General features: G+C 65.7%; 28 protein-coding genes and 2 tRNA genes. 6 read left to right on the top strand and 24 right to left on the bottom strand.

Annotation, left to right across the window (positions count from 1 at the left end):
* Positions 1-6: 6 nt before the first annotated feature.
* Entirely contained in the window at positions 7-891 is an 885-nt protein-coding gene (locus F615_RS0100595) for a sugar phosphate isomerase/epimerase family protein (protein ID WP_019559228.1), read from the top strand.
* A gap of 136 nt (positions 892-1,027) precedes the next feature.
* Here the strand turns inward: F615_RS0100595 and F615_RS0100590 are convergent.
* From F615_RS0100590 to tolB, 7 genes are all read right to left on the bottom strand, one after another.
* Positions 1,028-1,103 (bottom strand) — tRNA-Lys (locus tag F615_RS0100590).
* Positions 1,104-1,152: 49 nt separating this feature from the next.
* A tRNA-Lys gene (locus F615_RS0100585) sits at positions 1,153-1,228 on the bottom strand.
* Between the two features lie 38 nt (positions 1,229-1,266).
* A complete protein-coding gene (locus F615_RS0100580) occupies positions 1,267-2,067 on the bottom strand; it encodes a tRNA threonylcarbamoyladenosine dehydratase (RefSeq protein WP_051090157.1) in 801 nt (266 codons plus the stop codon).
* Between the two features lie 2 nt (positions 2,068-2,069).
* Positions 2,070-3,185 (bottom strand): YeeE/YedE family protein, encoded by a 1,116-nt coding sequence (locus F615_RS0100575; RefSeq protein WP_019559226.1) that lies wholly within the window; start codon positions 3,183-3,185, stop codon positions 2,070-2,072.
* 60 nt (positions 3,186-3,245) lie between these two features.
* A complete protein-coding gene (gene ybgF, locus F615_RS0100570) occupies positions 3,246-4,058 on the bottom strand; it encodes a tol-pal system protein YbgF (RefSeq protein WP_019559225.1) in 813 nt (270 codons plus the stop codon).
* An 8-nt stretch (positions 4,059-4,066) separates the two neighbouring features.
* A complete protein-coding gene (gene pal, locus F615_RS0100565; protein WP_019559224.1) occupies positions 4,067-4,609 on the bottom strand; it encodes a peptidoglycan-associated lipoprotein Pal in 543 nt (180 codons plus the stop codon).
* Positions 4,610-4,721: 112 nt separating this feature from the next.
* A complete protein-coding gene (gene tolB / locus F615_RS0100560) occupies positions 4,722-5,996 on the bottom strand; it encodes a Tol-Pal system beta propeller repeat protein TolB (RefSeq protein WP_033370778.1) in 1,275 nt (424 codons plus the stop codon).
* A 244-nt stretch (positions 5,997-6,240) separates the two neighbouring features.
* Between tolB and F615_RS0100555 the strand changes: the two genes are divergently transcribed.
* Complete coding sequence (locus F615_RS0100555; RefSeq protein ID WP_026329888.1) at positions 6,241-6,828, top strand: peroxidase-related enzyme; 588 nt, start codon at positions 6,241-6,243, stop codon at positions 6,826-6,828.
* 6 nt (positions 6,829-6,834) lie between these two features.
* On the opposite strand, the gene rng is transcribed toward F615_RS0100555, so the two are convergent.
* Genes rng through F615_RS0100515 form a run of 8 tightly spaced genes read right to left on the bottom strand, consistent with a single transcriptional unit; the run spans position 6,835 to position 13,657 of the window.
* The gene (rng, locus tag F615_RS0100550; protein ID WP_019559221.1) at positions 6,835-8,301 is read right to left on the bottom strand and encodes a ribonuclease G; all 1,467 of its coding nucleotides are present in this window, start codon (positions 8,299-8,301) and stop codon (positions 6,835-6,837) included.
* Positions 8,302-8,322: 21 nt separating this feature from the next.
* Positions 8,323-8,952: a Maf family protein gene (locus F615_RS0100545; RefSeq protein WP_245558301.1), complete on the bottom strand. Its 630-nt coding sequence runs from the start codon at positions 8,950-8,952 to the stop codon at positions 8,323-8,325.
* Positions 8,949-9,416 (bottom strand): 23S rRNA (pseudouridine(1915)-N(3))-methyltransferase RlmH, encoded by a 468-nt coding sequence (gene rlmH / locus F615_RS0100540; RefSeq protein WP_019559219.1) that lies wholly within the window; start codon positions 9,414-9,416, stop codon positions 8,949-8,951. Before rlmH ends, F615_RS0100545 begins: the two co-directional genes overlap by 4 nt.
* Positions 9,413-10,081: a ribosome silencing factor gene (gene rsfS, locus F615_RS0100535; protein WP_019559218.1), complete on the bottom strand. Its 669-nt coding sequence runs from the start codon at positions 10,079-10,081 to the stop codon at positions 9,413-9,415. Before rsfS ends, rlmH begins: the two co-directional genes overlap by 4 nt.
* Before the next feature lie 20 nt (positions 10,082-10,101).
* Entirely contained in the window at positions 10,102-10,701 is a 600-nt protein-coding gene (gene nadD, locus F615_RS0100530; RefSeq protein ID WP_019559217.1) for a nicotinate-nucleotide adenylyltransferase, read from the bottom strand.
* Between the two features lie 10 nt (positions 10,702-10,711).
* On the bottom strand, positions 10,712-11,620 hold the full coding sequence (gene hemF / locus F615_RS0100525; RefSeq protein ID WP_019559216.1) for an oxygen-dependent coproporphyrinogen oxidase: 909 nt from the start codon (positions 11,618-11,620) through the stop codon (positions 10,712-10,714).
* 5 nt (positions 11,621-11,625) lie between these two features.
* A complete protein-coding gene (gene purD, locus F615_RS0100520; RefSeq protein WP_019559215.1) occupies positions 11,626-12,909 on the bottom strand; it encodes a phosphoribosylamine--glycine ligase in 1,284 nt (427 codons plus the stop codon).
* Positions 12,910-12,931: 22 nt separating this feature from the next.
* The gene (locus tag F615_RS0100515) at positions 12,932-13,657 is read right to left on the bottom strand and encodes a YebC/PmpR family DNA-binding transcriptional regulator (RefSeq protein ID WP_019559214.1); all 726 of its coding nucleotides are present in this window, start codon (positions 13,655-13,657) and stop codon (positions 12,932-12,934) included.
* Between the two features lie 117 nt (positions 13,658-13,774).
* Between F615_RS0100515 and F615_RS0100510 the strand changes: the two genes are divergently transcribed.
* Positions 13,775-15,292, top strand: a complete 1,518-nt coding sequence (locus F615_RS0100510) for a helicase HerA-like domain-containing protein (protein ID WP_019559213.1) — start codon at positions 13,775-13,777, stop codon at positions 15,290-15,292.
* A gap of 186 nt (positions 15,293-15,478) precedes the next feature.
* Here F615_RS0100510 and F615_RS17470 read toward each other — a convergent pair whose 3' ends face one another.
* Both F615_RS17470 and F615_RS20635 read right to left on the bottom strand, forming a co-directional pair.
* Entirely contained in the window at positions 15,479-15,814 is a 336-nt protein-coding gene (locus tag F615_RS17470) for a hypothetical protein (RefSeq protein WP_019559212.1), read from the bottom strand.
* 212 nt (positions 15,815-16,026) lie between these two features.
* A complete protein-coding gene (locus tag F615_RS20635; protein ID WP_019559211.1) occupies positions 16,027-16,149 on the bottom strand; it encodes a hypothetical protein in 123 nt (40 codons plus the stop codon).
* Between the two features lie 146 nt (positions 16,150-16,295).
* Here F615_RS20635 and F615_RS0100495 point away from each other — a divergent pair, with 146 nt between their 5' ends.
* Complete coding sequence (locus F615_RS0100495) at positions 16,296-18,353, top strand: glutamine--tRNA ligase (protein ID WP_019559210.1); 2,058 nt, start codon at positions 16,296-16,298, stop codon at positions 18,351-18,353.
* Positions 18,354-18,374: 21 nt separating this feature from the next.
* On the opposite strand, the gene F615_RS0100490 is transcribed toward F615_RS0100495, so the two are convergent.
* Both F615_RS0100490 and F615_RS0100485 read right to left on the bottom strand, forming a co-directional pair.
* Positions 18,375-18,698, bottom strand: coding sequence for a hypothetical protein (locus tag F615_RS0100490; RefSeq protein ID WP_019559209.1), 324 nt, complete (start codon positions 18,696-18,698; stop codon positions 18,375-18,377).
* A 54-nt stretch (positions 18,699-18,752) separates the two neighbouring features.
* Positions 18,753-19,004 carry a hypothetical protein gene (locus tag F615_RS0100485; RefSeq protein ID WP_019559208.1) on the bottom strand — a complete coding sequence of 84 codons (252 nt, stop codon included), beginning with the start codon at positions 19,002-19,004 and terminating at the stop codon, positions 18,753-18,755.
* A gap of 170 nt (positions 19,005-19,174) precedes the next feature.
* Here F615_RS0100485 and F615_RS17465 point away from each other — a divergent pair, with 170 nt between their 5' ends.
* Complete coding sequence (locus F615_RS17465; protein WP_019559207.1) at positions 19,175-19,636, top strand: CopD family protein; 462 nt, start codon at positions 19,175-19,177, stop codon at positions 19,634-19,636.
* Positions 19,637-19,683: 47 nt separating this feature from the next.
* Here F615_RS17465 and F615_RS0100475 read toward each other — a convergent pair whose 3' ends face one another.
* The 5 genes from F615_RS0100475 to F615_RS0100455 form a co-directional block, all read right to left on the bottom strand.
* Positions 19,684-19,983, bottom strand: coding sequence for a flagellar basal body rod C-terminal domain-containing protein (locus F615_RS0100475; RefSeq protein WP_019559206.1), 300 nt, complete (start codon positions 19,981-19,983; stop codon positions 19,684-19,686).
* Between the two features lie 102 nt (positions 19,984-20,085).
* On the bottom strand, positions 20,086-20,346 hold the full coding sequence (minE, locus tag F615_RS0100470) for a cell division topological specificity factor MinE (protein ID WP_019559205.1): 261 nt from the start codon (positions 20,344-20,346) through the stop codon (positions 20,086-20,088).
* A gap of 3 nt (positions 20,347-20,349) precedes the next feature.
* Positions 20,350-21,165: a septum site-determining protein MinD gene (gene minD, locus F615_RS0100465; protein WP_019559204.1), complete on the bottom strand. Its 816-nt coding sequence runs from the start codon at positions 21,163-21,165 to the stop codon at positions 20,350-20,352.
* 45 nt (positions 21,166-21,210) lie between these two features.
* On the bottom strand, positions 21,211-21,978 hold the full coding sequence (gene minC, locus F615_RS0100460) for a septum site-determining protein MinC (RefSeq protein WP_019559203.1): 768 nt from the start codon (positions 21,976-21,978) through the stop codon (positions 21,211-21,213).
* Between the two features lie 123 nt (positions 21,979-22,101).
* The gene (locus tag F615_RS0100455; protein WP_019559202.1) at positions 22,102-22,962 is read right to left on the bottom strand and encodes a DUF3014 domain-containing protein; all 861 of its coding nucleotides are present in this window, start codon (positions 22,960-22,962) and stop codon (positions 22,102-22,104) included.
* Between the two features lie 285 nt (positions 22,963-23,247).
* On the opposite strand from F615_RS0100455, the gene F615_RS0100450 reads away from it, so the two are divergent.
* Positions 23,248-24,183, top strand: a complete 936-nt coding sequence (locus F615_RS0100450) for a Tim44 domain-containing protein (RefSeq protein WP_026329884.1) — start codon at positions 23,248-23,250, stop codon at positions 24,181-24,183.
* The last annotated feature ends 113 nt before the right edge of the window (positions 24,184-24,296 follow it).

Below are 24,296 nucleotides of genomic sequence, written 5' to 3'. Positions count from 1 at the left end.
TGGACCATGCACTTCGACGACTTTGGGATGGACACCATCACCCTGGCCGGCGATCTGCGCGCCAAGCTTCGGGCCGTGCGCGAGGCCGGCTTTGGTCAGATCATGCTCTCGGCACGTGATTTGGTGGGGCATCCCGAGGGCTGGCGCGCGGCCGTGCAAGAGGTTCGTGCCAGTGGCTTGCGCGTCACCGGGTTTCAGGTCTTGCGCGATTTCGAGGGCTTGTCGGGCCACCTGCACGACTACAAGGTCGACATCGCCAAGGGCATGCTCGAGATGTGCCATGCGCTAGGCGCCAAGGTGCTGCTGGCGTGTTCGTCCACCTCACAACATGCCAGCAGTGACCTCGACGATCTGGCCCGCGACCTGCGCAAACTGGCCACGTTGGCCGTGCCCTTGGGCATCAAGGTGGCCTATGAAGGCTTGTCCTGGGGACGGACCGTCAATGAATACACCACGGCTTGGGAGGTGGTGTGCCGCGCCGACCGCTCCAACCTGGGATTGGCCATCGACTCCTATCACCTGCTGGCCGCCAAGACGCCTCTCGATGCCTTGGACGGCATCGATGCGAGCAAGATCTTTCTGGTGCAGCTGTCCGATTTCCTGTGGAACGAGGTGCGCAGCTTCGAAGAGCGCATGACCACGGCGCGTCACTTCCGAGTGTTTCCCGGCGAAGGTGTGCACACGGATGCGCTGGCTGACATCGTGGTGCGGCTGGATCGGCTGGGCTACCGAGGCGACTACAGCTTCGAGGTCTTCAACGACGACTACCAGCAACTGCCCTTGCCCACCGTCGCCCAGCGCGCGCGCCGCTCGGCCGTATGGCTCGCCGAGGACGTGCTGCGCCGCTCCACGCCCCTGCCCAACCGACTGCGCCTGCGCAGTACGTCCTGATCGGCGCCCCTCCGCAAGCGCCAGCGACCTCCCAGATCGCGCGAAAACAACGCCGCAACGCGCCACCGTCGCACGGCTGGAGTCGCATGGCCCGATCGACCCGCTTGGGAATCGCTATGGGAGCGCTTGGGGATGTTGGTGGGCCCTGTAGGATTCGAACCTACGACCTACGGATTAAGAGTCCGCTGCTCTACCAGCTGAGCTAAGAGCCCCAGCCCTTGGGCCAGCGTCTGACCGGCACGGGCCAGACGGTATCGAAGGTGGTGGGTCGTGCAGGATTCGAACCTGCGACCAACGGATTAAAAGTCCGCTGCTCTACCGACTGAGCTAACGACCCGGAAAGCCTGTGATTATAGACATGAATTGGTCAATGCATCAAGCCTTACCGGCCGCCAGCCGGTCGAGCACAGTTCCTGCCGCCACGAGCCCAAAGGTGGCCGTGACCGACACCACCGATCCATAGCCGTGACAATTGAGGCTGCCATCGGTGCTGCAGGCCCCATCGGGCCGCCCGACCGGTTCCTTCGAATACACGCAAGCCACTCCGATGCGCCCCTGGCGCGGCGCCAGTCCTTGCTTGCGCAGGCGTTGGCGCAGCGAGGCGAGCAAGGGGTCATGGGTGACCTCGGCGAGGTCGGCCAGCTCGACCCGGTGCGCGTGACGTTTGCCCCCGGCCGCCCCGACGCAGACGTGCACGAGCCGAGGCTGGCTCAGCGCCCATTGCGCCAAGGCTTGCTTGGCTCGCACTTGGTCGCAGCCATCGATCAAGGCATCGATGGTGTGCCCGTCCAGCAGCGCAGGCCAGTTGTCCGGTTCGACGAACTCCTCGATCGCGCGCACCCGGCAGCCCGGATGGATGCCGACGATGCGCTCGCGCAAGGCCAGCACTTTGGCCTGGCCGAGGGTGGCATCGAGCGCATGGATTTGTCGATTGATGTTCGACTCGGCCACATGGTCCAGATCGATCAGCACCAATTCGGCCACGCCACTGCGTGCCAGGGCCTCCACGGCCCAAGAACCGACGCCGCCAACCCCCACCACGGCCACGCGGGCCGCGCGGATACGGCCGTAGCCCGCCGCACCGTACAGGCGGCGCAAACCGCCGAAGCGGCGCTCCAGCTCGAGGTCGTCGGAAGGAGGGACCAGCCCCTCGGCCCAAGAAGCCGCCGGTTCCATGCTCAGGCCATGCGCGCCAAGCGCCACGTCTGATACTTGAACGCCAGCACGGCGCCCGTGAGGATGCCGGCCAAGGCCAGAAAACTCCCCAGCGACAGGGTGGAGATGCCAGACAGGCCCTGACCGATCGTGCACCCCATGGCCGTCACGCCTCCCACGCCCATCAATGCCCCTCCGATCAGATGGTGGGCCGTGTCCTGGACGTCACGGAAGCCCTCCCAACGGAAAGTGCCGCTGGCCAGCGCCTGGAGGGCCGAACCGGTCACCACGCCCGCACAGCTGACGATGCCCAGCGTGAGCGTCTTGCTGGTGTCGCTGAAATAAATCAACCAGTCCAGCGCATAAGCATACGGAGCGACGAAGCTGAGCGACTCCATGCGCCGCGAATTGGTGGCCAAGAAGGTGGCCTCGAGCGTCTCGGGGTGCTCGGCCACGAAGCCCAGCCGGCCAGACACCCACCACACCCCCACGATCACGGCGCCGATCCCCAGCCCGGCCAGCAGGGTGTTGCCACGGCGGCCCTCGGGCCGCGCCCAGGCCCACGCCAGGCAGGCGCCGCCGACCAGCAGCCCCCAAGTCCAGGCCGACAAGGACGGCTCCCATCCGGTCAAGCTGCTCCACAATCGGGGCAGATCTTGGCCCATCGGCAGCTCGACATAGACGGTATCGACCGTGTTCACACGCAGCACGCCGGTGATGCCGCGCAAGGTGGCAAAGGCCGCCAAACCGAGCACCAAGAACACCACCAAGGACTTCAGGTTGCCCGCACCGATACGCACCAGGGTCTTGCTGCCGCAGCCCGAGGCCAGCACCATGCCGAAGCCGAAAAGCAGCCCCCCCACAAGGGCCGACAACCACAAAAGCCGCGGTCCGGCATAGAAAGTGTCGGCGGCCGACACCCAGCCCAGGCCCACCATGACGTTGAAGCCGATGATGGCCACCCCCATGGCCATGACCCACATGCGCATGCGGCTCCAGTCACCCATCGTCACGATGTCCGACACTGCCCCCATGGTGCAAAAATGGGTGCGCTGTGCAATGGCGCCGAAGAGGGCTGCGAGCACGAAGGCCGCCCACAGCACCTGACTCGTGAGAGAGGACAGATCAATGTCTTGCATGGGCCTGATTGTAGGCAAGCCCCCAACCCGCTCCGGAGGCTCAGGCCCTGCAAAAAGGACTCATTGCTTCAGGGCGGCCAGGCGTTCGCGCGCTTCGCGCGCAGCTTCGGACTGGGGGTAGTTCTTGATCAGGTCTTCCAGCGTGCGGCGAGCGCCGGGACGATCCTTCAGTTCGATCTGGCACATCGCAATGGACAACCACGCTTCGGGTGCGCGCGGATGATCCGGCGCGGCGGTGACGAGCTGCCGGAACGTGGCCAGGGCCTCTTTGTAGTCGCGCCGGCCGTAATGGGCATTGCCCAGCCAGTACAGCACGGACTCGGTGTAGCCACTGCCCGGGTAGCGACGCTGGAAAGACATGAACGCCGCTGCTGCGTTTTGGAAGTCGCCTTTGCGGAAGATGTCCAGTGCTGCCTCGTAGTCACTCCGCTCATCGGGCCGCACGACGATCTCTTTGCCATCGACCACCGTGCGTTGCGGCTCGACCTGACGGATGCGCTCGTCGAGCCCCTGGGCAAGGTCGGTCTGACGCCGCTGCAACTCGGCGATCTCGCGCGCCAGTTCCTCGTTGCGGCCACGCAAGCGGGCGATCTCGCCTCGCATCAGCTCGAGCTGGGTGTTCAGTTCGAGCACACTGCGGCGCAGCTGATCGAACTGCTCGGCAGTACGGGCCTGCTCGGCCTTTTGCGCCTCGCCCGCCTGCTCGAATCGCTGGCGCAGATCGAGGATGGCCCGACGCGCTTCATCGTCGCCAAACAAAGCATGCGCCCCGGTGGGCAGGAACAGGGCCGCGGCCACGGCCAAGGCAGCCCCCGCAGGCGCCAGGCGCGGCCCTCGTGCGCGCTCCAGGCATCGGCTCAGAGACTTCGACATCGGGATCCTCAGCGCAGGATCAGTTCGGCCCGGCGGTTCTTCGCCCAGGCTTCCTCGTTGGAGCCGGCCACGGCCGGACGCTCCTTGCCATAGCTGACGGCCTCCAACTGCGACTCACGCACGCCCAGCAGTTCGAGGGCTCGGCGCACGGCCTCGGCACGCTTCTGACCAAGGGCCAGGTTGTACTCGCTGCCGCCGCGCTCGTCGGTGTGGCCTTCGATCGTCAGACGACGATTGGGATCCGCCGTGAGCAGTCGGGCATAGGCCGCCACGGTCGGACGGAACTCCTCCTTGAGCACGTAGCTGTCGAAATCGAAGTAGATCACACGGGCCAGTTGGCTAGCCGCCTCCAGCTGGCTGCCCGAGCTGCCCGGGGCGGTCACCGTCGAAACCTGCGACTGCGCCTGGGACTGGCCAGAGCCGCCGGGCACCGGGGTGGCCGTGCGCGATTCCACCGGCGTTTCATCGAGCTTGACGTTGGAGCCGCAAGCGGCCAGGACGACCGACAGCAGCACGGTGCCGCCGAACTTGGCCAGGGAACGCAGATTCATGGACTTTTCTCCTTGGAATGACATCGGATACACGAAAGCAGCCCGAGGGCGCCAACGGGCTCAACGCCAAAGCGGCCCGCCAGGCTGACACGAGACCGTGATGGGGTCGGGTTCATCGTCCGTAGGGCCCCCAAGCCGGCTCTCGAACATCGCCTCGATTGGACAACAACGTGGCCTTGATGCGACCATCCAGCGTGGTGGTCATCAGCACGTTGCGGCCATTCTGACGCGTGGCGTAGACGATGAGCCGGCTGTTGGGCGCAAAACTCGGGCTTTCGTCGTGCGCCGTGGTGGTCAACGCGGTCACGTTGCCTGTGGCCAGCTCCATCAGCTGCAAGCGAAACGCGTTGCCCTCGCGGGAGATGTAGGCCATCCAGCGGCCATCCGGGCTGATCGCAGGACTGATGTTGTAGCTTCCACTGAAGGTCACACGCTCGGCCGCGCCGCCCGAGGCCGACATGCGATAGATCTGTGGACTGCCCCCTCGATCACTGACGAAGTAGATCTGCCGCCCGTCGGGGGTGTAGACCGGCTCGGTGTCGATCCCCATGCTGGAGGTGAGCCGGCGAAGAGTGTTGCCACTGCGCTGGACGGTGTAGATCTGGGATGAACCATCGCGCGTGAGCACGACGGCGATGTGCTGACCGTCGGGCGACCAGGCCGGCGCACTGTTGGAGCCCTTGAAGCTGGCAATCGCACGCCGCTGCCCGGAAGCCACCTCTTGGGCGAAGACCACGGGCTTGCGCGTCTCGAAGGACACGTAGGCAAGCTCGCGGCCGTCGGGCGACCACGCGGGCGAGATGATGGGCTCGGCACTGGTCAGCGCCACCTGCGCCCCCTCACCGTCCGAATCGGCCACCCACAGCGTGTGTCGCTGCGCGGCCTGGGTCACATAGGCAATGCGCGTGGCAAAAACACCACGCTCCCCGGTGAGCTTCTCGTAGACGTAGTCGGCAATGCGGTGCGCGGCCAGGCGCAAGTCGGCATCGGCCACCGCATGGGCTTCGCCGCCGAGGTCCTGCCCCCGCACGGCATCCCAGAGCTTGAAGCGCACGTCGACCCGGCCGTCAGCCAGCCGAGTGATGCTGCCGGCCACCAAAGCATCGGCCCCGCGGCTGCGCCAGGCGGTCATCACGGGCATCGCGCGCTCGTTGAGCACGGCCCCGTCGGTGGGCACCATGCGAAACTGGCCAGACCGCTCCAGATCGGCCCGCACGATGGCCGAGACCTGCTGCGTGCGCCCAGCCTCGCCATCGAAGGCCAGGACAGCAATCGGGAACTGGGTGGCCCCCACGCCTGAAATGTCGACCCGGAACTGCGCCACGGCCGGCCAGGCCACCATGGCGGCCGGCACGGACATGAAGGAACGTCGGGACCACATCCTCATCGAACTCCTTGGACTGATGCTGTTGCGGCGCTCACCCGGCCGACGGCTGCGCGCCCTCCAGGCGTGTGAGCCGGTTCATGCCGACAGGTTCCGTCGGCCTCAACCCCGTATTGTCGCCTGTGCGGGTGCTGCTGCGAGCATGCAGATGCAACAGTTCCCAACGAGAGCCCCGGGCAGACCCGGGGGGCCGTGTGTCTGGGCGCTCACGATAATGGACATCCTGTCCCCGCATCGGTTGCCCATCATGGCCCCTGCTCCCATCAGCCGCTACCCCGTGCCCGAGCTGCTCGACGTTCCCGAAGATCTGCGCCGGCGCTTTCTGGAGGTCCAGGACAAGGCCGGCTTCGTGCCCAATGTCTTTCTGGCCCTGGCGCACCGGCCCGACGAATGCCGAGCCTTCCTCGCCTACCACGATGCGCTGATGCTGCGCGAGTCGGGGCTGTCCAAGGGCGAGAAAGAAATGATCGTGGTGGCCACGAGCGGCGCAAACCACTGCTTGTACTGTGTGGTCGCTCATGGTGCCATCCTGCGCGTCTACGAGAAGCAGCCCCTGCTGGCCGACCAGATTGCGGTGAATCACCGCAAGGCCGACCTGAGCCCACGCCAGCAAGCCATGCTCGACTTTGCGCTGAAGGTCTGCCTGCGCTCGCATGAAGTGGTGGACGCCGATTTCGAGGCGCTGCACGCGCACGGCTTCTCGGACGAGGACATCTGGGACATTGGCGCGATCACCGCGTTGTTCGGCCTGTCCAATCGCATGGCCAACTTGATCAACCTGCGTCCGAATGACGAGTTTTACTTGATGGGACGAGTGCCCCGCTCCAAAGGCTGATGCCGATCACAGCAAGACGATGTCGTATTGCTCAGGCGACAGCGTGGGCTCGGTGCGCAGCGAGATGGGCTTGCCGATGAACTCGCTCAGCCCGGCCAGGTACTGGCTCTCCTCGTCCAGCAACATCTCGACCACGGCCGCGCTGGCCACCACCCGGAATTCCTTGGGGTTGAACTGTCGGGCCTCGCGCAAGATTTCGCGCAAGATGTCGTAGCACACGCTGCGCGCCGTCTTGACCGAGCCCTTGCCCTGGCAGGTGGGGCAAGGTTCGCACAACATGTGGGCCAGCGACTCGCGGGTGCGTTTGCGCGTCATCTCCACCAGGCCGAGCTGGGTAAAGCCACTGACGGTCATCTTGACACGGTCGCGCGCGAGCTGACGCCGCAGCTCGGCCAGCACCGCTTCCTGATGGTCCTCGCGCACCATGTCGATGAAGTCGACGATGATGATGCCGCCCAGGTTGCGCAGACGCAGTTGGCGGGCGATGGCCTGAGCCGCCTCGAGATTGGTCTTGAAAATCGTGTCATCGAAATTGCGCGCGCCGACGTAACCGCCGGTGTTCACATCGATGGTCGTCAAAGCCTCGGTCTGGTCGATGATGAGATAGCCCCCAGACTTGAGATCCACGCGCCGGGCCAGGGCCCGCTCGATCTCCTGGTCGATGTTGTAGAGATCGAAGATCGGCCGCTCCCCCGTGTAGAGCTCCAACTTGCACACCGCTCGGGGCGTGAACTCGCGGCCGAAGGCTTGCAGCGCCTCGAACTGCATGCGCGAGTCGATGCGGATGGACTGGGTGTCTTCCCCCGCGAGATCGCGCAGCACCCGCTGTGCGAGGTTGAGGTCTTCGTACAGCAAGGTCCCGGGCGGGCTCTTGAAAGAACGCTCGCGCACCCCTGCCCAAGTCTTGCGCAAGTACGCGATATCCGCGGCCAGTTCCTCGTCGCTGGCGTCTTCGGCATTGGTCCTCAGGATGAATCCACCGCCGCCGCCATCTTGGGCTTGTCCGACCAAGCGAGCCATGCGCGCACGCAACTGCTCGCGCAATTCGGGGGAGCCAATCTTCTGCGAGATGCCGATGTGGTCGTCGTGGGGCAGGTACACCAGCAACCGTCCGGCGATGCTGATCTGGGCCGACAGGCGTGCGCCCTTGGTGCCGATCGGATCCTTGATCACTTGCACCGTGAGACTCTGGCCTTCGAAGACGAGCTTCTCGATGGGGGTGGCCGCAGCCGCCTCGCCAGTGCCGTTGCGGTGCACCAAGTCCCCCACGTGCAGGAAGGCCGCGCGCTCCAGCCCAATGTCGATGAAGGCCGATTGCATGCCCGGCAGCACGCGCACCACTTTGCCGGTGTAAATGTTGCCCACCAACCCCCGCTCGAGCGTGCGCTCGATGTGCAGCTCCTGCACCGCGCCATTCTCGACGATGGCCACACGGGTTTCCTGGGGCGACCAGTTGATCAGGATGTCTTGCATGCAACGCTCGAACCGATCACTTCAGACACGCACGCCAAAGCGCTGCAGCAGCAGGCCGGTTTCGTGCAGCGGCAAACCCATGATACTGGAGTAACTGCCGACGATACGGTCGATCCACACCGCCGCGCGGCTCTGGATGCCGTAGGCTCCAGCCTTGCCAAAAGGCTCGCCGCTGGCCACATAGCGGTCGATCTGATCCGGCGCCAGGATCGAGAAACGCACCCGCGAGACGTTGAGCAGCAGCTCACGCCGCGCCCCCTGCCCCACGGCCACGGCCGTCAACACCCGGTGTTCGCGTCCGGACAAAGCCATCAGCATCTCACGCGCCTGCACGGCGTCGGCCGGCTTGCCCAGAATGCGCCGCCCCAAGGCCACCGTGGTGTCCGCGCACAGCACTGGCGCCTCGGGCAAGGCGCGACGAGCCCGGCGCGCGAGTGCAGCGTCCAGCTTGGCGCGGGTGACGCGTTGCACATAGTCTTTGGCGGACTCCCCGGCGCACACGGCCTCGAGGGCCTCTGCGTCTTCGTCGGCCTCGGGCAAGAGGAGCTCGTAGGGCACGCCGATTTGGTCGAGCAACTGCCGGCGGCGAGGGCTTTGAGAAGCCAGGTAGATGAAGTTGAAGTCGGCGCTCATGCGAAGGTCGATGCTCATTCCCGGTGGTAGGGATGCCCCACGATCAGCGACCAGGCTCGGTACAGCTGCTCGGCCAACAGCACACGCACCATGGCATGCGGCAAGGTCAGGTCGGACAACCGAATGCGCTCATCGGCCCCATCGCGCAAGGCCGGGTCCAGACCGTCGGGCCCGCCGATCAGCAACGCCACGTCGCGCCCACCGTGCATCCAGTCCTTCAAGCGCACACTCAATTGCTGGGTGGTGAGCCGATCGCCGCGCTCATCGAGCACCACGGTGCGCGCTCCTTTCGGGCAGGCCGCCTCGATGCGTGTGCGCTCGGCCGCCAGCAAGGAGTCGAGCGACTTGGATCCGCGCGGTTCGGTCTTGACCGCCTTCAGTTCCAGCCGCAGCTCGGGCGGAAAGCGCCGGGCGTAGTCCTCATACGCCGTCTCGGCCCAGCCCGGCATCCGCTGGCCGACCGCGACGACGACGAGCTTCATGCTTTGCTGCGCGAGGCCGCCTTCTTCGCGGCAGGCCGTTTGGCGGGGGCAGACTTTGCGGCGGTTTTTTTCGCCGCCCCGGTGGTCTTGGCGGCCGCCGTTTTCTTGACCGCGGTCGTGCTCTTGACGACAGCGGCTTTCTTTACTGCGATCGTTTTCTTCGCTGCAGTCGTTTTCTTCGCCGCGGTCGTCGTCTTCGCCGCGGTCGTTTTCTTCGTGGCGGTCGCTTTTTGGGCGGTCGCCGTCGTTTTCTTCGCAGAAGTCGCCGACTTGGCCGGCGTCGATGCCTCGGGCCCACGGGCTTGGGGCAGGGTCTTGGTCTGGCTCAGTTTGAGCCTGACGGGTTTGTCCCCCCAGATCTCCTCGAGGTTGTAGTACTGGCGAATGGCCGGCTGCATGATGTGCGCCACGGCCGCCCCGCAGTCGACGATGATCCACTCGCCGTTGTCCTCCCCCTCGGTGCTGATCACCGAAAACCCTTGCTTCTTGACCTCTTCGCGCACGCTGGCGGCCAGGGCCTTGGTTTGACGGTTGGACGTGCCCGAGGCCACGATCACGCGCTCGAACAGCGGCGAAAGGTGCTCGGTGTTGAAGATCACGATGTCCTGAGCCTTGACGTCTTCCAGGCCATTGACGATGGCGCGTTGCAGTTTGCGGATGTCCATTGAGGGGGTATTGAGGCGTGTCATTCGGTGAGATAGAGCCGATGGCAATCAATATAGCTTGCCACTGCCGGCGGAACCAGAGCGACGATGTCCAGACCTGCGGCCCGGCGTTGCCGCACCAGGGTGGAGGACACGGGCAACGGTGGCAAAGGCAGGGTGTGGAGGCGATGGGGCACCGAGCGCAGGGCCTCGTGCGGGGCTGGTTCGCATCCCTCGCGTCCGGCCACGGCCAACGTCACGCATTGCAGCAGCTCGCGCCAGCCGTGCCAGGTGGACAATGCGGCGTACTGATCCTGCCCCAAGATCAGGAACCACTCTTGCACCCCGGGCCATCGCTCACGCAGCTCCTTGACGGTGTCCAAGGTATAACTCGGGCCGGCTCGACGGATCTCGCAGTCGTCCACCTCGAAGCGCGGCTCATCGGCCACCGCGGCTCGCACCATGGCCAGGCGATGCTCGGCCGGCGCCAGGCGGCGGGCCTTCTGCCAGGGCTGGCCAGCGGGAATCCACACCACGCGATCCAAGGCCAGGTGGGCCAGCGCCAGCCGGGCCAGCGCCACGTGAGCGTTGTGCACCGGATCGAAGCTGCCGCCAAAGATCCCCACGCGCCGGGCTTCCATGGTGGCCGCCTCAGACCCAATCGCGCGGCACGAGAAAATCACTGTACAAACGCGCCTCGGGCGTGCCCGGCTGCGGCGTCCAGCGATAGCGCCATTGCGCACTCGGTGGCATCGACATCAAGATGGACTCGGTGCGTCCGCCAGACTGCAGGCCAAAATGGGTGCCCCGGTCCCAGACCAGATTGAACTCGACATAACGTCCCCGACGATAGGCCTGGAAATCGCGTTCCCGCTGCCCATAGGGCAGGGCTCGGCGCCGCTCGACGATGGGCAAGTAGGCCCCCAAGAAGGCGTCTCCGACGGCGCGCGTCAGCGCAAAGCCGGTATCGAAGCCGCCCTCATTGAAATCATCGTAGAAGATTCCGCCGATGCCGCGGGGTTCGTTTCGATGCTTCAGAAAGAAGTACTCGTCGCACCAGCGCTTGAAGCGGGGGTACTTGTCTGCGCCGAACGGAGCCAGGGCCTCGCGGCAACTGCGGTGGAAATGCACCGCGTCCTCTTCGAAGCCGTAGTAAGGCGTCAGGTCCATGCCGCCCCCGAACCAGGTGACCGGCTGCGCCTCGGCCGGCAAGGCCGCGAGCATGCGCACGTTCATGTGCACGGTGGGCACATAGGGGTTGCGCGGATGCAGCACCAAGGACACGCCCAGGGCCTCGAACGGCGCGCCGGCCAGCTCGGGACGGTGTTGCGTGGCCGACGCCGGCAACCGGGGGCCTCGCACATGCGAAAAATTGCAACCGCCTCGCTCGAAGAGACCGCCTTCTTCCACCAAGCGCGTCAGGCCATCGCCTTGCAAAGTCTCACCAGGAGGCCGCGTCCATGCATCGCGCAAGAAGGCTTGGCCGTCGGCCGCTTCCAAGGCGCTGACGATGCGCTCTTGCAGCGACAGCAGGTAGTGACGTACCGCCGCGACATCCATTGCGCTTACCGCCGCAGGGCCCGAAAACCGATGTCGCTGCGGTACTGCATGCCGTCGAAACGGATGCCCCGCAGGGTCTCATAGGCGCGCTGCTGAGCCGCTTTGACCGAGTCGCCCAGCGCGGTCACGCACAGCACCCGGCCGCCGGCCGTCCGCAGCTGACCATCGCCATCGAGCATGGTGCCGGCATGAAAGACCATGGCGTCGGGCGCCTCGGCCGGCAAGCCCTCGATGGGATCGCCTTTGCGCGGCTGCAGCGGGTAGCCATGGGCGGCCAACACCACCCCCAGGGCCACCCGGCGGTCCCAAGTGAGCTCGACCTTGTCCAGCGTCCCCTCGGTGGCGGCCAGCAGCACCTCCAACAGATCGCTGCGCAGCCGCATCATGATGGGCTGGGTCTCGGGGTCGCCCATGCGGCAGTTGAACTCCAAGGTCTTGGGCCGCCCCTGCGCATCGATCATCAAGCCGGCATACAAAAAACCGGTGTAGGGAATGCCGTCTTTGGCCATGCCCGCGATGGTGGGGCCGATGATCTCCTGCATCACGCGCGCGTGCACATTGGGCGTGACCACCGGCGCAGGCGAGTACGCCCCCATGCCGCCGGTGTTGGGGCCGGCATCGGCATCGAGCAAGCGCTTGTGGTCCTGGCTGGTGGCCAGGGGCAGCACGTTCTTGCCGTCGCACAGCACGATGAAGCTGGCTTCCTCACCCTGCAGGTATTCCTCGATCACGACCCGGGCCCCGCCGGCGTTGTGCTGCACGCCGAGCTTGTTGTCCAGCAGCATCCAGTCCACCGCTTGATGGGCTTCGGACAAGCTCATGGCCACGACCACGCCCTTGCCGGCCGCCAAGCCATCGGCCTTGATCACGATGGGAGCCCCCAGGCGGTCCACATAGGCATGGGCTGCGGCCGCGTCGCTGAAGGTTTCGTAGGCCGCCGTGGGGATGCCATGGCGCTTCATGAAGTCTTTGGCGAAGGCCTTGGAGCTTTCGAGCTGGGCGGCCGCCTGCGTGGGGCCGAAGATGCGCAGGCCACGGGCGCGAAAGGCATCGACCACGCCAGCAGCCAACGGGGCCTCGGGGCCGACCACCGTCAGCGCGATCTTCTCGGACTGAGCAAAGTCGGCCAGTTCGGCAATGTCGGTGATCGGCACGTTGCGCAAGCGCTTGTCCAGCGCCGTGCCCCCATTGCCAGGGGCCACATACACGGTTTGCACGCGCGCGGACTGCGCCAGCTTCCAGGCCAGCGCATGCTCACGGCCGCCGGAGCCGATGACGAGAACTTTCATGGGGATGTCCGTAAAGCCCAGATCAGTCGTTGATCTCGGCGTTGTGATAAACCTCCTGGACGTCGTCGAGGTCCTCGAGCGCATCCAGCAGTTTGCGCATGCGCGCAGCGTCTTCGCCTTCCAAGGTGACGGTGTTTTCAGCACGCATCGTGACCTCGGCGACTTCGGCCTTCAGACCTGCGGCTTGCAAGGCCTGCTGAACGGTCTCGAAGTCGGCCGGCGCACACAGCACCTCGATGCTGCCGTCCTCGTCGGTCAGCACGTCTTCGGCGCCGGCGTCCAAGGCCACCTCCATGACCTTGTCCTCGCTGGTGCCGGGCGCGAACACGAACTGCCCACAATGCTTGAACTGGAAGGCCACCGAGCCTTCGGTGCCCAAATTGCCGCCATGCTTGCTGAAGGCATGACGCACCTCGGCCACCGTGCGCACGCGGTTGTCGGTCATGCAATCGACGATGACGGCTGCACCGCCAATGCCATAGCCCTCGTAGCGGACCTCCTCGTAATGCACGCCTTCGAGGTTGCCCGTGGCCTTGTCGATGTTGCGCTTGATCGTATCGGCCGGCATGTTGGCCGCCTTGGCCTTCTCGACGGCCAAGCGCAAGCGCGGATTGGCCGAGAGGTCGCCGCCCCCTTGACGGGCAGCCACCATGATCTCGCGGATGACACGCGTCCAGATCTTGCCGCGCTTTTCGTCCTGGCGGCTTTTACGATGCTGAATGTTGGCCCATTTGGAATGTCCGGCCATGGTCGGAAAGCTCCTGGCAGGCCGCACCGGCACGCAAAACCACCGGCGCAGCGCTTGGAAAACGGATTTGTTGGATAGACTGCGATTTTACTTGTGCCACCCACACCAGCTGCTGCCATGGCCGACCCTCTCTTGATCGCCCAGCGCGGCGACATCCAATGCCACCTGCTGCCCGCCCTGGCCAACCGCCATGGCCTGATCACCGGAGCCACGGGCACGGGCAAGACCGTCACCCTGCAAACGCTGGCCGAGAATTTCTCCAAAATCGGCGTGCCGGTGTTCATGGCTGACGTCAAAGGCGATCTCACCGGCATCTCGCAGCGCGGCAGCTTGCCCGACAAGGTGGCCAAGGTCCTGGCCGAGCGCGGCCTGAACCCGCCTGAGCCTTGGGCTTGCCCGACCACCCTGTGGGATGTCTTCGGTGAACAGGGTCACCCGGTGCGCGCCACCATCAGCGACATGGGCCCACTGCTGCTGGGCCGCATGCTCGACCTGAACGAAACTCAGCAAGGCGTGCTCACGCTGGTGTTCAAGATCGCCGACGACCACCAATTGCTGCTGCTGGACCTGAAAGACCTGCGGTCCATGCTGCAGTTCGTCGGCGACAACGCCAAGCAGTTCACCACCGACTACGGCCACATCAGCGCCGCCAGCGTGGGGGCCATTCAGCGGGGGTTGCTGCGCATCGAAGAACAAGGCGGTGACCGCTTCTTCGGCGAGCCCATGCTGGACATCGGGGACTTCATGCAAACCGAGGCCGGTCAGGGCGTCGTCAACATCCTGGCGGCCGACCGCTTGATGAACGCACCTCAGCTGTACGCCTCGTTTTTGCTATGGATGCTGTCGGAGCTGTTCGAGACGCTGCCCGAAGTGGGAGACCTCGACAAGCCCAAACTGGTGTTCTTCTTCGACGAAGCGCACCTCTTGTTCAAGGATGCGCCCAAGGCCTTGCTCGAGCGCATCGAGTTGGTGGTACGCCTGGTGCGCTCCAAGGGCGTGGGGGTGTATTTCGTGACTCAAAACCCGCTGGACATCCCCGACAGCGTGCTGGCCCAACTGGGCAATCGGGTACAGCACGCCCTGCGCGCCTTCACCCCGCGCGACCAGAAAGCCGTCAAAGCTGCGGCCAGCACGATGCGCGCCAATCCTTCGCTGGACCTGCAAGCCGCCATCACCGAATTGGCCGTGGGCGAGGCGCTGGTCAGTTTCCTGGATGAAAAAGGACGCCCAGGCGTGACCGAGCGCGTCTACGTGCTGCCGCCAGGCAGCCAGATCGGGCCGATCACGCCCGAGCAACGGCGCGCGCTGTTGCAACGCTCGCTGGTGGCAGGGGTGTACGAGAAGGTCCAAGACCGGGAATCGGCCTACGAGCTGCTCAAAGCACGCGCCCAGGCAGGGGCCGAGCAAGCTGGATCCCGTGCGACCCAGCCCCTGCCGGGTGCCGACGGCGCAGGCATGCTCGGCAACCTGGGCGACGTGCTGTTCGGCTCCACCGGCCCGCGCGGCGGGCGGCGCGAAGGGGTCGTGGATGCCTTGGCCAAGTCGGCCGCTCGCACCATCGGCAGCACCGTGGGCCGAGAAATCATTCGGGGCGTGCTGGGCAGCTTGTTGGGCGGCTCACGCCGAGGCCGCTGATCGGTCATCGAACCCCAACGCGACGCTGGCGCAGGCGCACGGCATGCTGCGCGTGCGGCAACTGCCTGGGCGCAGCCGGCCCGAGAAGCGGGCCGACAGACCAACGCTGCACAGCTCTGCCAGTCGAGGTGAGCGAGAGCACCTCCTCGTCCGCGCCTAGGCCGGCCAGACTTCGATGCCGTTCAATCAGTCGTGGGGGTGGCGCCAATGCTTGCGCGGCTTGCCGTAATACGGATAGGGATAGGCCACCACCGGCGCGGGGTGCACCACCACCGGCGCAGGCCGATACACCACCGCAGGGGCGGGATAGACCACCGCAGGGGCGTGATAGACCACCGGGGGATAGACCACCGCCGGCGGCGGCGCAACATGGTAGATCGGGCGGGCGTTCGACACGGTGGTCGTCACCCCGGGCGAGCTGATGCCGATGGACCAATAAACCTTGTCGGCATAGGCCGGCGCGGCAGCGCCCATGGCGGTTGCCGCAAGGGCCAGGCTGGCAAAGACGGTGCGTCGGTTCATAGCGTTTCTCCTTCGGCCCGACGTAGCGCGGACCTTGCCCCAATTAACGCATCGATCGCCGTCGTGGTGGGCTCGATCCGCCCATTTTTACGTTGCTTTACGTTGCAAGCAAATGCAAACCGCTGGAGTCGGCCCCACATGCCGACCATCGCGGCGTGAACCCCGGGGCCTCGACGAAAGTGTCCACTCACGCTTTACGCCGGAAGCCGCGTCTAGTACCCGATCAGCACCCATCCCAGGATGGCCACCAGCACCAGGCCCACGGCACCGATCCACAGGGCCATCACCTCCCCCCGGGTGTCCGCGAGTTGCTCATCGAAGTCCTGCTCATCCATGGCGCAGCCCCAAGCGTGTGTCCACCCGTGCAGTCTAGGTCGCCTGCACAGGCGGCGCCTCGGCCTAAAGGGGGAGTCGGCCTCCCTCTGAAGGGGGGGAGGCTCGATAGAATGACCGTTCAGTCATCCAGAATCACAGCAGCCTCATGTCGGCCCCTGCTTCCAAAGACGACGCCAAAGTCAGCAACTTCCTGCGCCAAGTGATCGAGCGCGACCTGCTCCAGGGCCGCTACCATGGCCGCCGCTGGGCTGGCAGCCCCGGCGATGGCAGCCACCACGAAAGCGGTGGCATCGACCCGGCGCGGGTGCGCATGCGCTTTCCCCCGGAGCCCAACGGCTATCTGCACGTGGGCCATGCCAAGAGCATCTGGATCAACTTCAGCCTGGCGCAAGACTACGGCGGCGTGTGCCACATGCGCTTCGACGACACCAACCCCGAGAAGGAGGAGCAGGAGTATGTCGATGCCATTCTCGAGGCGGTGCGCTGGCTCGGTTGGAGCTGGGAAGCCCATGGCAGCACCCACCTCTACTACGCCAGCAACTATTTCGACTTCATGTACCGCGCGGCCGAGTACTTGATCGAGACCGGTCACGCCTATGTGGACGAACAAACGCCGGAACAAATGCGTGCTCACCGCGGCACGCTGACCGAGCCGGGCATCGACAGCCCTTACCGCAACCGTCCTGCCGAAGAAAGCCTGGTGCGCTTTCGAGAGATGCGCGCCGGCCGCCACCCCGATGGTGCCATGGTGCTGCGCGCCAAGATCGACATGGCCTCGCCCAACATCAACCTGCGCGACCCGGCGATCTACCGCATCAAGCATGCCACGCACCACAACACCGGTGATGCGTGGTGCATCTACCCGATGTACACCTTCGCACACCCGATCGAGGACGCGCTGGAAAACATCACCCACAGCATCTGCACGCTGGAGTTCGAAGACCAACGCCCCTTCTACGACTGGGTGCTGGAGCGCATCGTGCCCATCCTGCGTGCGCCGCAGTTCGAACGGGCCAAGCAGTTGATCGAGCGCATCGAGCAGCAAGGCGTGGAAGCGGGCAAGGAATTCGCGCTGCACTGCCACAACCACGCCCACAAGCTGGGCGCCAACAGCCAGCCCGAGCGCCAGATGCGCGCCCTGTTCACGACATGGGAACACGACCGCGATGCGGTGCTGCGCGATCTGCCCACATTCTTCTCGTTGCTCAAGACCCAGGCGCACCAGTTCACGCCCTTGCTCGCATCGGCTCTGGAAGCACACCAGATCGAGCCGTTCAACCTGCCGCATCAGTACGAGTTCGCGCGGCTGAACCTCACCTACGTGGTCACCAGCAAGCGCAAGCTCAAGCAATTGGTGGATGAAGGCATCGTCAGCGGCTGGGACGACCCGCGCATGCCCACCATCGTTGGCCTGCGCCGGCGTGGCTACACGCCCGAGGCCATTCGGCTGTTCTGCGAGCGCACCGGCGTCAGCAAGGCCGGCGGTTGGATCGATTACGCCAACCTCGAGATCGCCTTGCGCGACGACCTGGAAGGCAAAGCCCCGCGGGCGATGGCCGTGCTCGACCCTGTCAAGCTCAAGCTGACCAACTGGGCGCTCGTGTTTGGCAGCGCCGAGCACCTCGAGCCCTGCACGGCCCCGGTGCATCCGCAGCGACCGGAACTCGGCCAGCGGCATTTCAGCCTGGGGCCTGAACTGTGGATCGAGCGCGAGGACTTTGCCGAAACCCCACCCAAAGGCTTTTTCCGCCTCTTTCCCGGCAACAAAGTTCGGCTGAAATACGGCTACGTGATCGAGTGCACCGGCTGCGAAAAAGACGACGCGGGCCGCGTGACGGCCGTGCTGGCCTCCGTACTACCCGATACCAAAAGCGGCACGCCTGGGGCCGATGCCGTCAAAGTCAAAGGCACCATCACCTGGGTGGGCGCGCATGAGGCCCTGCAGGCCGAGGTACGCCTGTACGACCGCCTCTTCACCGACCCCCAGCCCGACGCCGGCGGCAAGGACTTCAAAGCCGTGCTGAACCCCGCCAGCCTGAAGGTCGTGACCGCTTATGTGGAGCCGGTGTTGGCCCAGGCGCAGGCCGAAGACCGGTTTCAATTCGAGCGGCATGGCTACTTTGGCGCCGACCGCAAGGACCATGCCGCCGGCCGGCCGGTGTTCAACCGGATCACCGGGCTGAAGGATGGCTGGGGGAAGTGAGCCTCTCGTCCCTTCGGTTCCTTATCGCATCCGTGCCACCCGACGCAGCACCTCCCGGGCTTGCAGTTCGGTGCCCATCGAGCGTTCCAGCGGCTGCAGGCACAGGCCGGCATGCTCGTAGCGCAGGTTTTCATACACCTCGCCGGCGGCTGGGTAGGCATTCAGCACGGCCTTGAGCGCGTCGTCCACGGGCGTGGTCTGCAGCAAATCCTGTAAGCGCCGCACCACGTCGTGGTACTGCCGAGCATCGACGGGTTCGCGGCTGGTGTCCAGCCGCTGCAACAGCCGCGCCATCATCACGAGGCCCAGCAGGCGGGCCGGCACCTGGATGGTCGTGTCGTTCATGGCTGAATGGCAAACACTGTCTCGGTGGCAAAGCTGGGGTCAGAGACCCGGTTTTCAAGACGGTCTGCCCCGATCGCCGGGCATCCCCCCACCGTCGCAAGGCACGACCGAGGGGTGCGCATACTCCCGGCCCACCACGGCGCGGGCATAGAGGTAGTTTTCTCGTGCGCGATCGCTCAAGGCATCCAGGTCCACCCGCCCCTGGGCATCGCAGGGAAAGCACAGCCCGCGCCCGGGATGGAAAAGCGACTGAAAACGCAACTCATAGCGGGTCGCGCAGGCTTGGGGTTCAAGCACGGCTTCCATATGGAACTCCCCGAAAACGGTACGATGAGAACAATCTAGTGGCCACCCTGCGGGACTTCACTGCTTGCATCCCCATACCATGGGTCAGCGCGTTTCCAAGGCACACCTAGGAACTCGTCTGACAGGCACGGGCCCGATTCGTGACACCCCTCACGCAACGCGCGCTCCTCATGACTGTGTACACCGTGCTCCTCATCCTTCATCTGCTGGCCGCCACCTTCTGGGTCGGGGGCATGGCCTGCATGCACTTTGCCGTGAGGCCAACCGCAATCAGCCACCTCGACCCTGCCCAGCGCCTGCCCTTTCTGACGGCCGCCCTGGGGCGCTTTCTCCATGGAGTGGCGGCCGCCATCGCGGTGCTCTTGCTCACGGGGCTGGCGATGGTCTTCGCGCAAGGGGGCTTCGGTGCGGTCCACTGGAGCGTGCATGCGATGGCCACACTTGGGCTGTTGATGATGGCCGTCTTCGGCCACATTCGCTGGGCGGCCTACCCGCGCTTGCAGCAAGCCGTCCGCAGCGGCCAGTGGCAGGCGGCCGCTTCGGTGCTGCAGGCCATCGGGCGTTGGGTGGCCACCAACCTGGGGCTGGGCGTGGCGGTCTACACCCTCGCGACCCTGGGCCGCATGCTGTGAGCCGAGGTCCGGCCCTTGGGCACGCCCACCGAGTCCCTCAGCCCGCCTCAGGCTTGCGTGTCGAGCAAACTGCCCAGCATGCGTTGATGGGTTTGCAACACCAGCGCATTGGCCATGTAGGCATCGCTGGCCGCCCTCTGCCGAAGCATTTCCTGGGCCAGCGAGACGCCAGGTTGCGATGCCGACACGATGGCGGCCTGCACCCCGCCGGCCGGCTGCGTCTCCAACACCACCTGCTGAGGCCGCAAACCCGGCGTCTGAGCATGGGCGATGTTGTGCGCCGCCACGCCCAGCTGGGTCGAGGCGGCTTGCAAACCGGACGAAGCGATCGCAGGCAGACGGCTCATCGGCTCCCCAGCTTAGCGCCACGCATGGCCGGTGGCTGAGCTCGTCTGGCACGCAAGCCGCCGGGGCCGTGGCATCTTTCACGGCCAGGCCGGCTTTGCCATTCAGCGGTTGCCGTCGGGCAGCTCGATCTTGACCTCCAGCACCTCCAGATGGTCCTGCCGTTCGAGGTGCACTTTGATGTCGTCGGGGTTGACCGACACGTACTTGGAGATCACGGCCATCAGCTCGCGCTGCAACTCGGGCAGATAGTCGGGGCTGCGACTGCGCTGGCCGCGCTCATGGGCCAGGATGAGTTGCAGCCGTTCCTTGGCCGTGCTGGCCGAACTGGGCTTCTTGTCGAGAAAGAATGAAAGAAAGCCCATGGGTCATTTACCCCCGAACAAGCGCTTGAAAAAGCTCGGCTTGGCCGCCTCGACGAAGCGCATGGGTCTGTCTTCACCCAAGAACCGAGCCACCACATCCTTGTACGCCTCGGACACATCGCTGCCTTGCATGTGGATGGCCGGCACCCCCTGATTGGAGGCCGTAAGCACCGTCTCGGACTCGGGAATCACCCCGATCAGCGGGATGCGCAAGATCTCATGGATGTCCTCCAAAGACAGCATCTGCCCACCTTCCACGCGGTGCGGGTTGTAGCGGGTGATGAGCAGATGCTCCTTGACCGGCTCGCGCTTGTCGATGGCGCGCTGGGTCTTGGAATTGAGCATGCCCAGGATGCGGTCTGAATCGCGCACCGAGGACACTTCGGGGTTGGTGACCACCAACGCCTCGTCGGCAAAGTGCATGGCCATCAGCGCGCCAGTCTCGATGCCCGCCGGCGAGTCGCAGACGATGTACTCGAAACCCATCTCCTCCAGCTCGGCCAGCACCCGCTGCACACCGTCCTTGGTCAGCGCGTCCTTGTCGCGGGTTTGCGACGCCGCCAGCACATACAAGTGCTCACAATGCTTGTCCTTGATGAGTGCCTGGTGCAGATGGGCTTCTTGGTGGATGACATTGATCAGGTCGTAAACCACCCGACGCTCGCAGCCCATGATGAGGTCCAGGTTGCGCAGCCCCACGTCGAAGTCGATGACGGCGGTCTTGTGGCCCCGCAATGCGAGGCCCGAGGCGAAGCTGGCGCTGGTGGTGGTCTTGCCCACGCCACCCTTGCCGGAAGTCACCACGATGATTTTGGCCATGGAAGGCAGTCCTTGTGTCTGAGAACGATTCGTCGTTGAACGGGGTCACACTGGCTGGAAGATGAGGCGGTCACCTTCCAGCCGGATCTGGGCCGGCTTGCCCAGCACCTCTGCGGGCAACGGCGTCTCGGTGGTGCGGTAGGTGCCGGCGATGGCCACCAGTTCCGGTTCGAGGCAGGTGCTGAAGATGCGCGCATGGATGTTGCCCCGTGCCCCGGCAATCGCCTTGCCGCGCAGCGGGGCGTAGACATGCACATGGCCATCGGCGATGACCTCGGCACCGAAATTCACGGCCGCCAGCACGATCAAGTCCCCGCCCTTGGCATAGACCTGCTGGCCCGAGCGCAGGGGCCGCTCGATCACCATCGTGGGCACCTCCACCGGGACTTCGACGGGCACTTCCACCCTGACCTCGCGCACGACCTCTTGGATCGGCGCGCGGGGCTCGCGCATGCCCGAGGACTCCGGCGCTTCGATCAGCCCCAACGCACGGGCAGCCTCGCGGTCGGCCGCGGTGCCCCCGCGCACGGCCACAGGCTGCATCCGATAGGCCCGCAGCAGCGCCACCAAGGCGGCCAGGTCCAACGGCGGCGCATCGCCAGCCACCGGCCCCAGGTCCACCAGGACCGGCTCCCCATCGAAAGCTCCGGGGCTGGCGCCCAGCTGCGCCTGCAGTGCGGCCTGCAGGACATCCAGGTCACGGGTGCGCAAAGACACGGTTTCCAGGGTCAGCGAAGCGCTGCGCAGTTCGAACGGAGCACACCCGGGTGCCCCGAGGGATGCGGCCATCGGATCGGTGGTGCGCACAGTCATGCCATGGGGGTTTCAAAGGGCCCGAGTTTACCGGCTGGCCCCGAGCCTGCCGACCGGCCGACACATTCAGACACGCCCTGCCCACCGCGCCCACCCCCTCGGGCGCCAACACAAACTCGTTTTTTACTGGCGCCCCGGATCCCGGGTGGTGATCAGCCGTCGCCATTCGGCCAGGCGCTCTTTGAGCCGCTGGCGTTGGTCTGGGCCCAAGCGCAGCATCAGCTTGTGCCCGGCCGACAGCGTCTGCAAGCGCGCATCCTCGTATTCGTACATCACCCAGGGCCGCGCTGGCTGCACCGGCCCCTGCACCTCGGGAAGGCGCACTGCCACCGGCTCGGTCGGCTCGGGGCAGTCCAGCAGATGGTCGACCACCGCGACCATGCGATCGTTGAAGTAGCGCCCGGGATACCCCAGTTCCTCATACGCCGCCTGGAAGCGCCCATAGTGACGCACGTACAGCGCTGCCGCTGCGGTCAGATCGATCGACTCGATGAAGCGCACGAACGGTTCGTAGCGGTCTGCATTGGCGGCCGCAATCACTGTGCGCCCCTGGCGTGACTCCACTTGGAAGCGCCCCGGTGCCGGGGCCACCGGCCACAGACGTGACGGCGCCTGCGGTCGGGCCAGCTGATCGGTGGTGGCCACCACGCGGCGCACGAAATCATCCGTCAGCAGAAATCGCTGCACGGCCTGGCGCCCCAGCAGCCGGTTCAACGCCTTGAGCACCGTCTCCCCCGAGCGGTCATGCGCGTCGGCGTCGGCCGAGGCCGCCACCGCCAGCCGATCCACCGGATGCTGCAGGGTGGGCGCCGCCTCGACCGGCGGGGCGGGCGCCTCGGACGGCCGAACCTGGGAGGCCGGGCTGGCCACGGCCGCTTCGGAGGCCGCAGGCCGCATCTGGCGCTCCCAGACCAGCCAGGCCGCTGCCGCCAGAAACAGGGTCACCAACACACTGATGATGACGGTGGTCGCTTTGGAGGGCATGCCTCGTCGTCCTCGCAGGATGGGTCTCAGGGATCGCGGCCAGACGCGGGTGAGGGCACGAGCCCATCGCCACACGCGCGGCCGTCGCGCCACACCCATCCTCCGGCGCAACCCCATGCTGTCAAGCCACGGCGCATTAACCCGAGGTCTCTTGGGGGCTTGGCGAACCTTCCGCGCGGTTTTTGATCGAATTCTTTGGAGTGACTCTGCAAGGGCACACACACCCGTCTTTATCGTCTCTACACTCCCGTCCCTCATCCCCCGACGACCTGCAAGGAGCTCGGATTGAAAACATTCCTGTTGACCCTCTCGATGGCCCTGGCCGGCCTGAGCCTGGGCTTGGCCCCCTTGGATGCAGATGCGCGCCGCTTCGGCGGTGGCGGATCGGTGGGAATGCAACGACAGGCTCCGCCGCCCCGCCCGGCCGAAGCCGCACCGGCACCTCCAGCGCAGCACAACGGCTCGACCGCCAGCAATCCTGCCCCGTCCAGTGGGGGGGCCGCTGCGGCCGGTCAGCGTTCATGGATGGGGCCAATCGCTGGCCTGGCCGCCGGTCTGGGTTTGGCCGCATTGGCCAGCCACCTCGGCTTCGGTGAGACCTTGGCGCATGCCATGACCTTGGTCCTGATCGCCTTGCTGGCGTTCGTGCTGGTCCGCTGGCTGCTGCGCCGCTCCATGCCCCAACCCACCCAAGGCGGGCTGCAGTATGCCGGTGCCACGGCCGCAGGCAGCGCCACGCCGTCTTGGGCCGGCGCACAGGGCGCCACAGCGGGTGTCGGCTCGTCGGCCGCCCCGGCGGCCGCGCCTGCCGTGACCGGGGCCTCCCCGTGGCCCGCCGATTTCGATCGGGCCGGTTTCGAACGCATTGCCAAGATGCTCTTCATCCGCATGCAGGCCGCGCATGACGCCGGCGAAGTCGAGGATTTGCGCAAGTTCACCACCCCCGAGCTGTTCGCCGCCGTGCAACTGGACCTGCACGAGCGCCGTGGCGCCCCTCAGCGCACCGATGTGCTGCAGCTCGATGCGCAGGTGGTGGACGTCGCGCAAGAAGAGGGGCAGCAAGTGGTCAGTGTGCGCTTCCACGGCCTGATCCGAGAAGCAGCCGATGCCGCGGCCGAGCCTTTCGACGAGCTGTGGCATTTCGTCAAGCCGCTGGATGGTCATCGGGAGTGGGCCATCGCCGGGATCACCCAGAACACCACGCCGCCGGCCCTGCACTGACCCGGCGCCGAACCGCCCCAGGCGGCCCCCATGGGGGCCGCCTTGTTTGTTGTTTGTTGTGTGTGTGTCCCGCCGTGTGCGTCGCACCGCCCCCGTGGCCAAGGCACAATGAT

Source organism: Caldimonas manganoxidans ATCC BAA-369 (genome assembly GCF_000381125.1).
Classification (GTDB): Bacteria; Pseudomonadota; Gammaproteobacteria; order Burkholderiales; family Burkholderiaceae_C; genus Caldimonas; species Caldimonas manganoxidans.
This window is presented reverse-complemented; position numbering and strand designations above follow the sequence as displayed.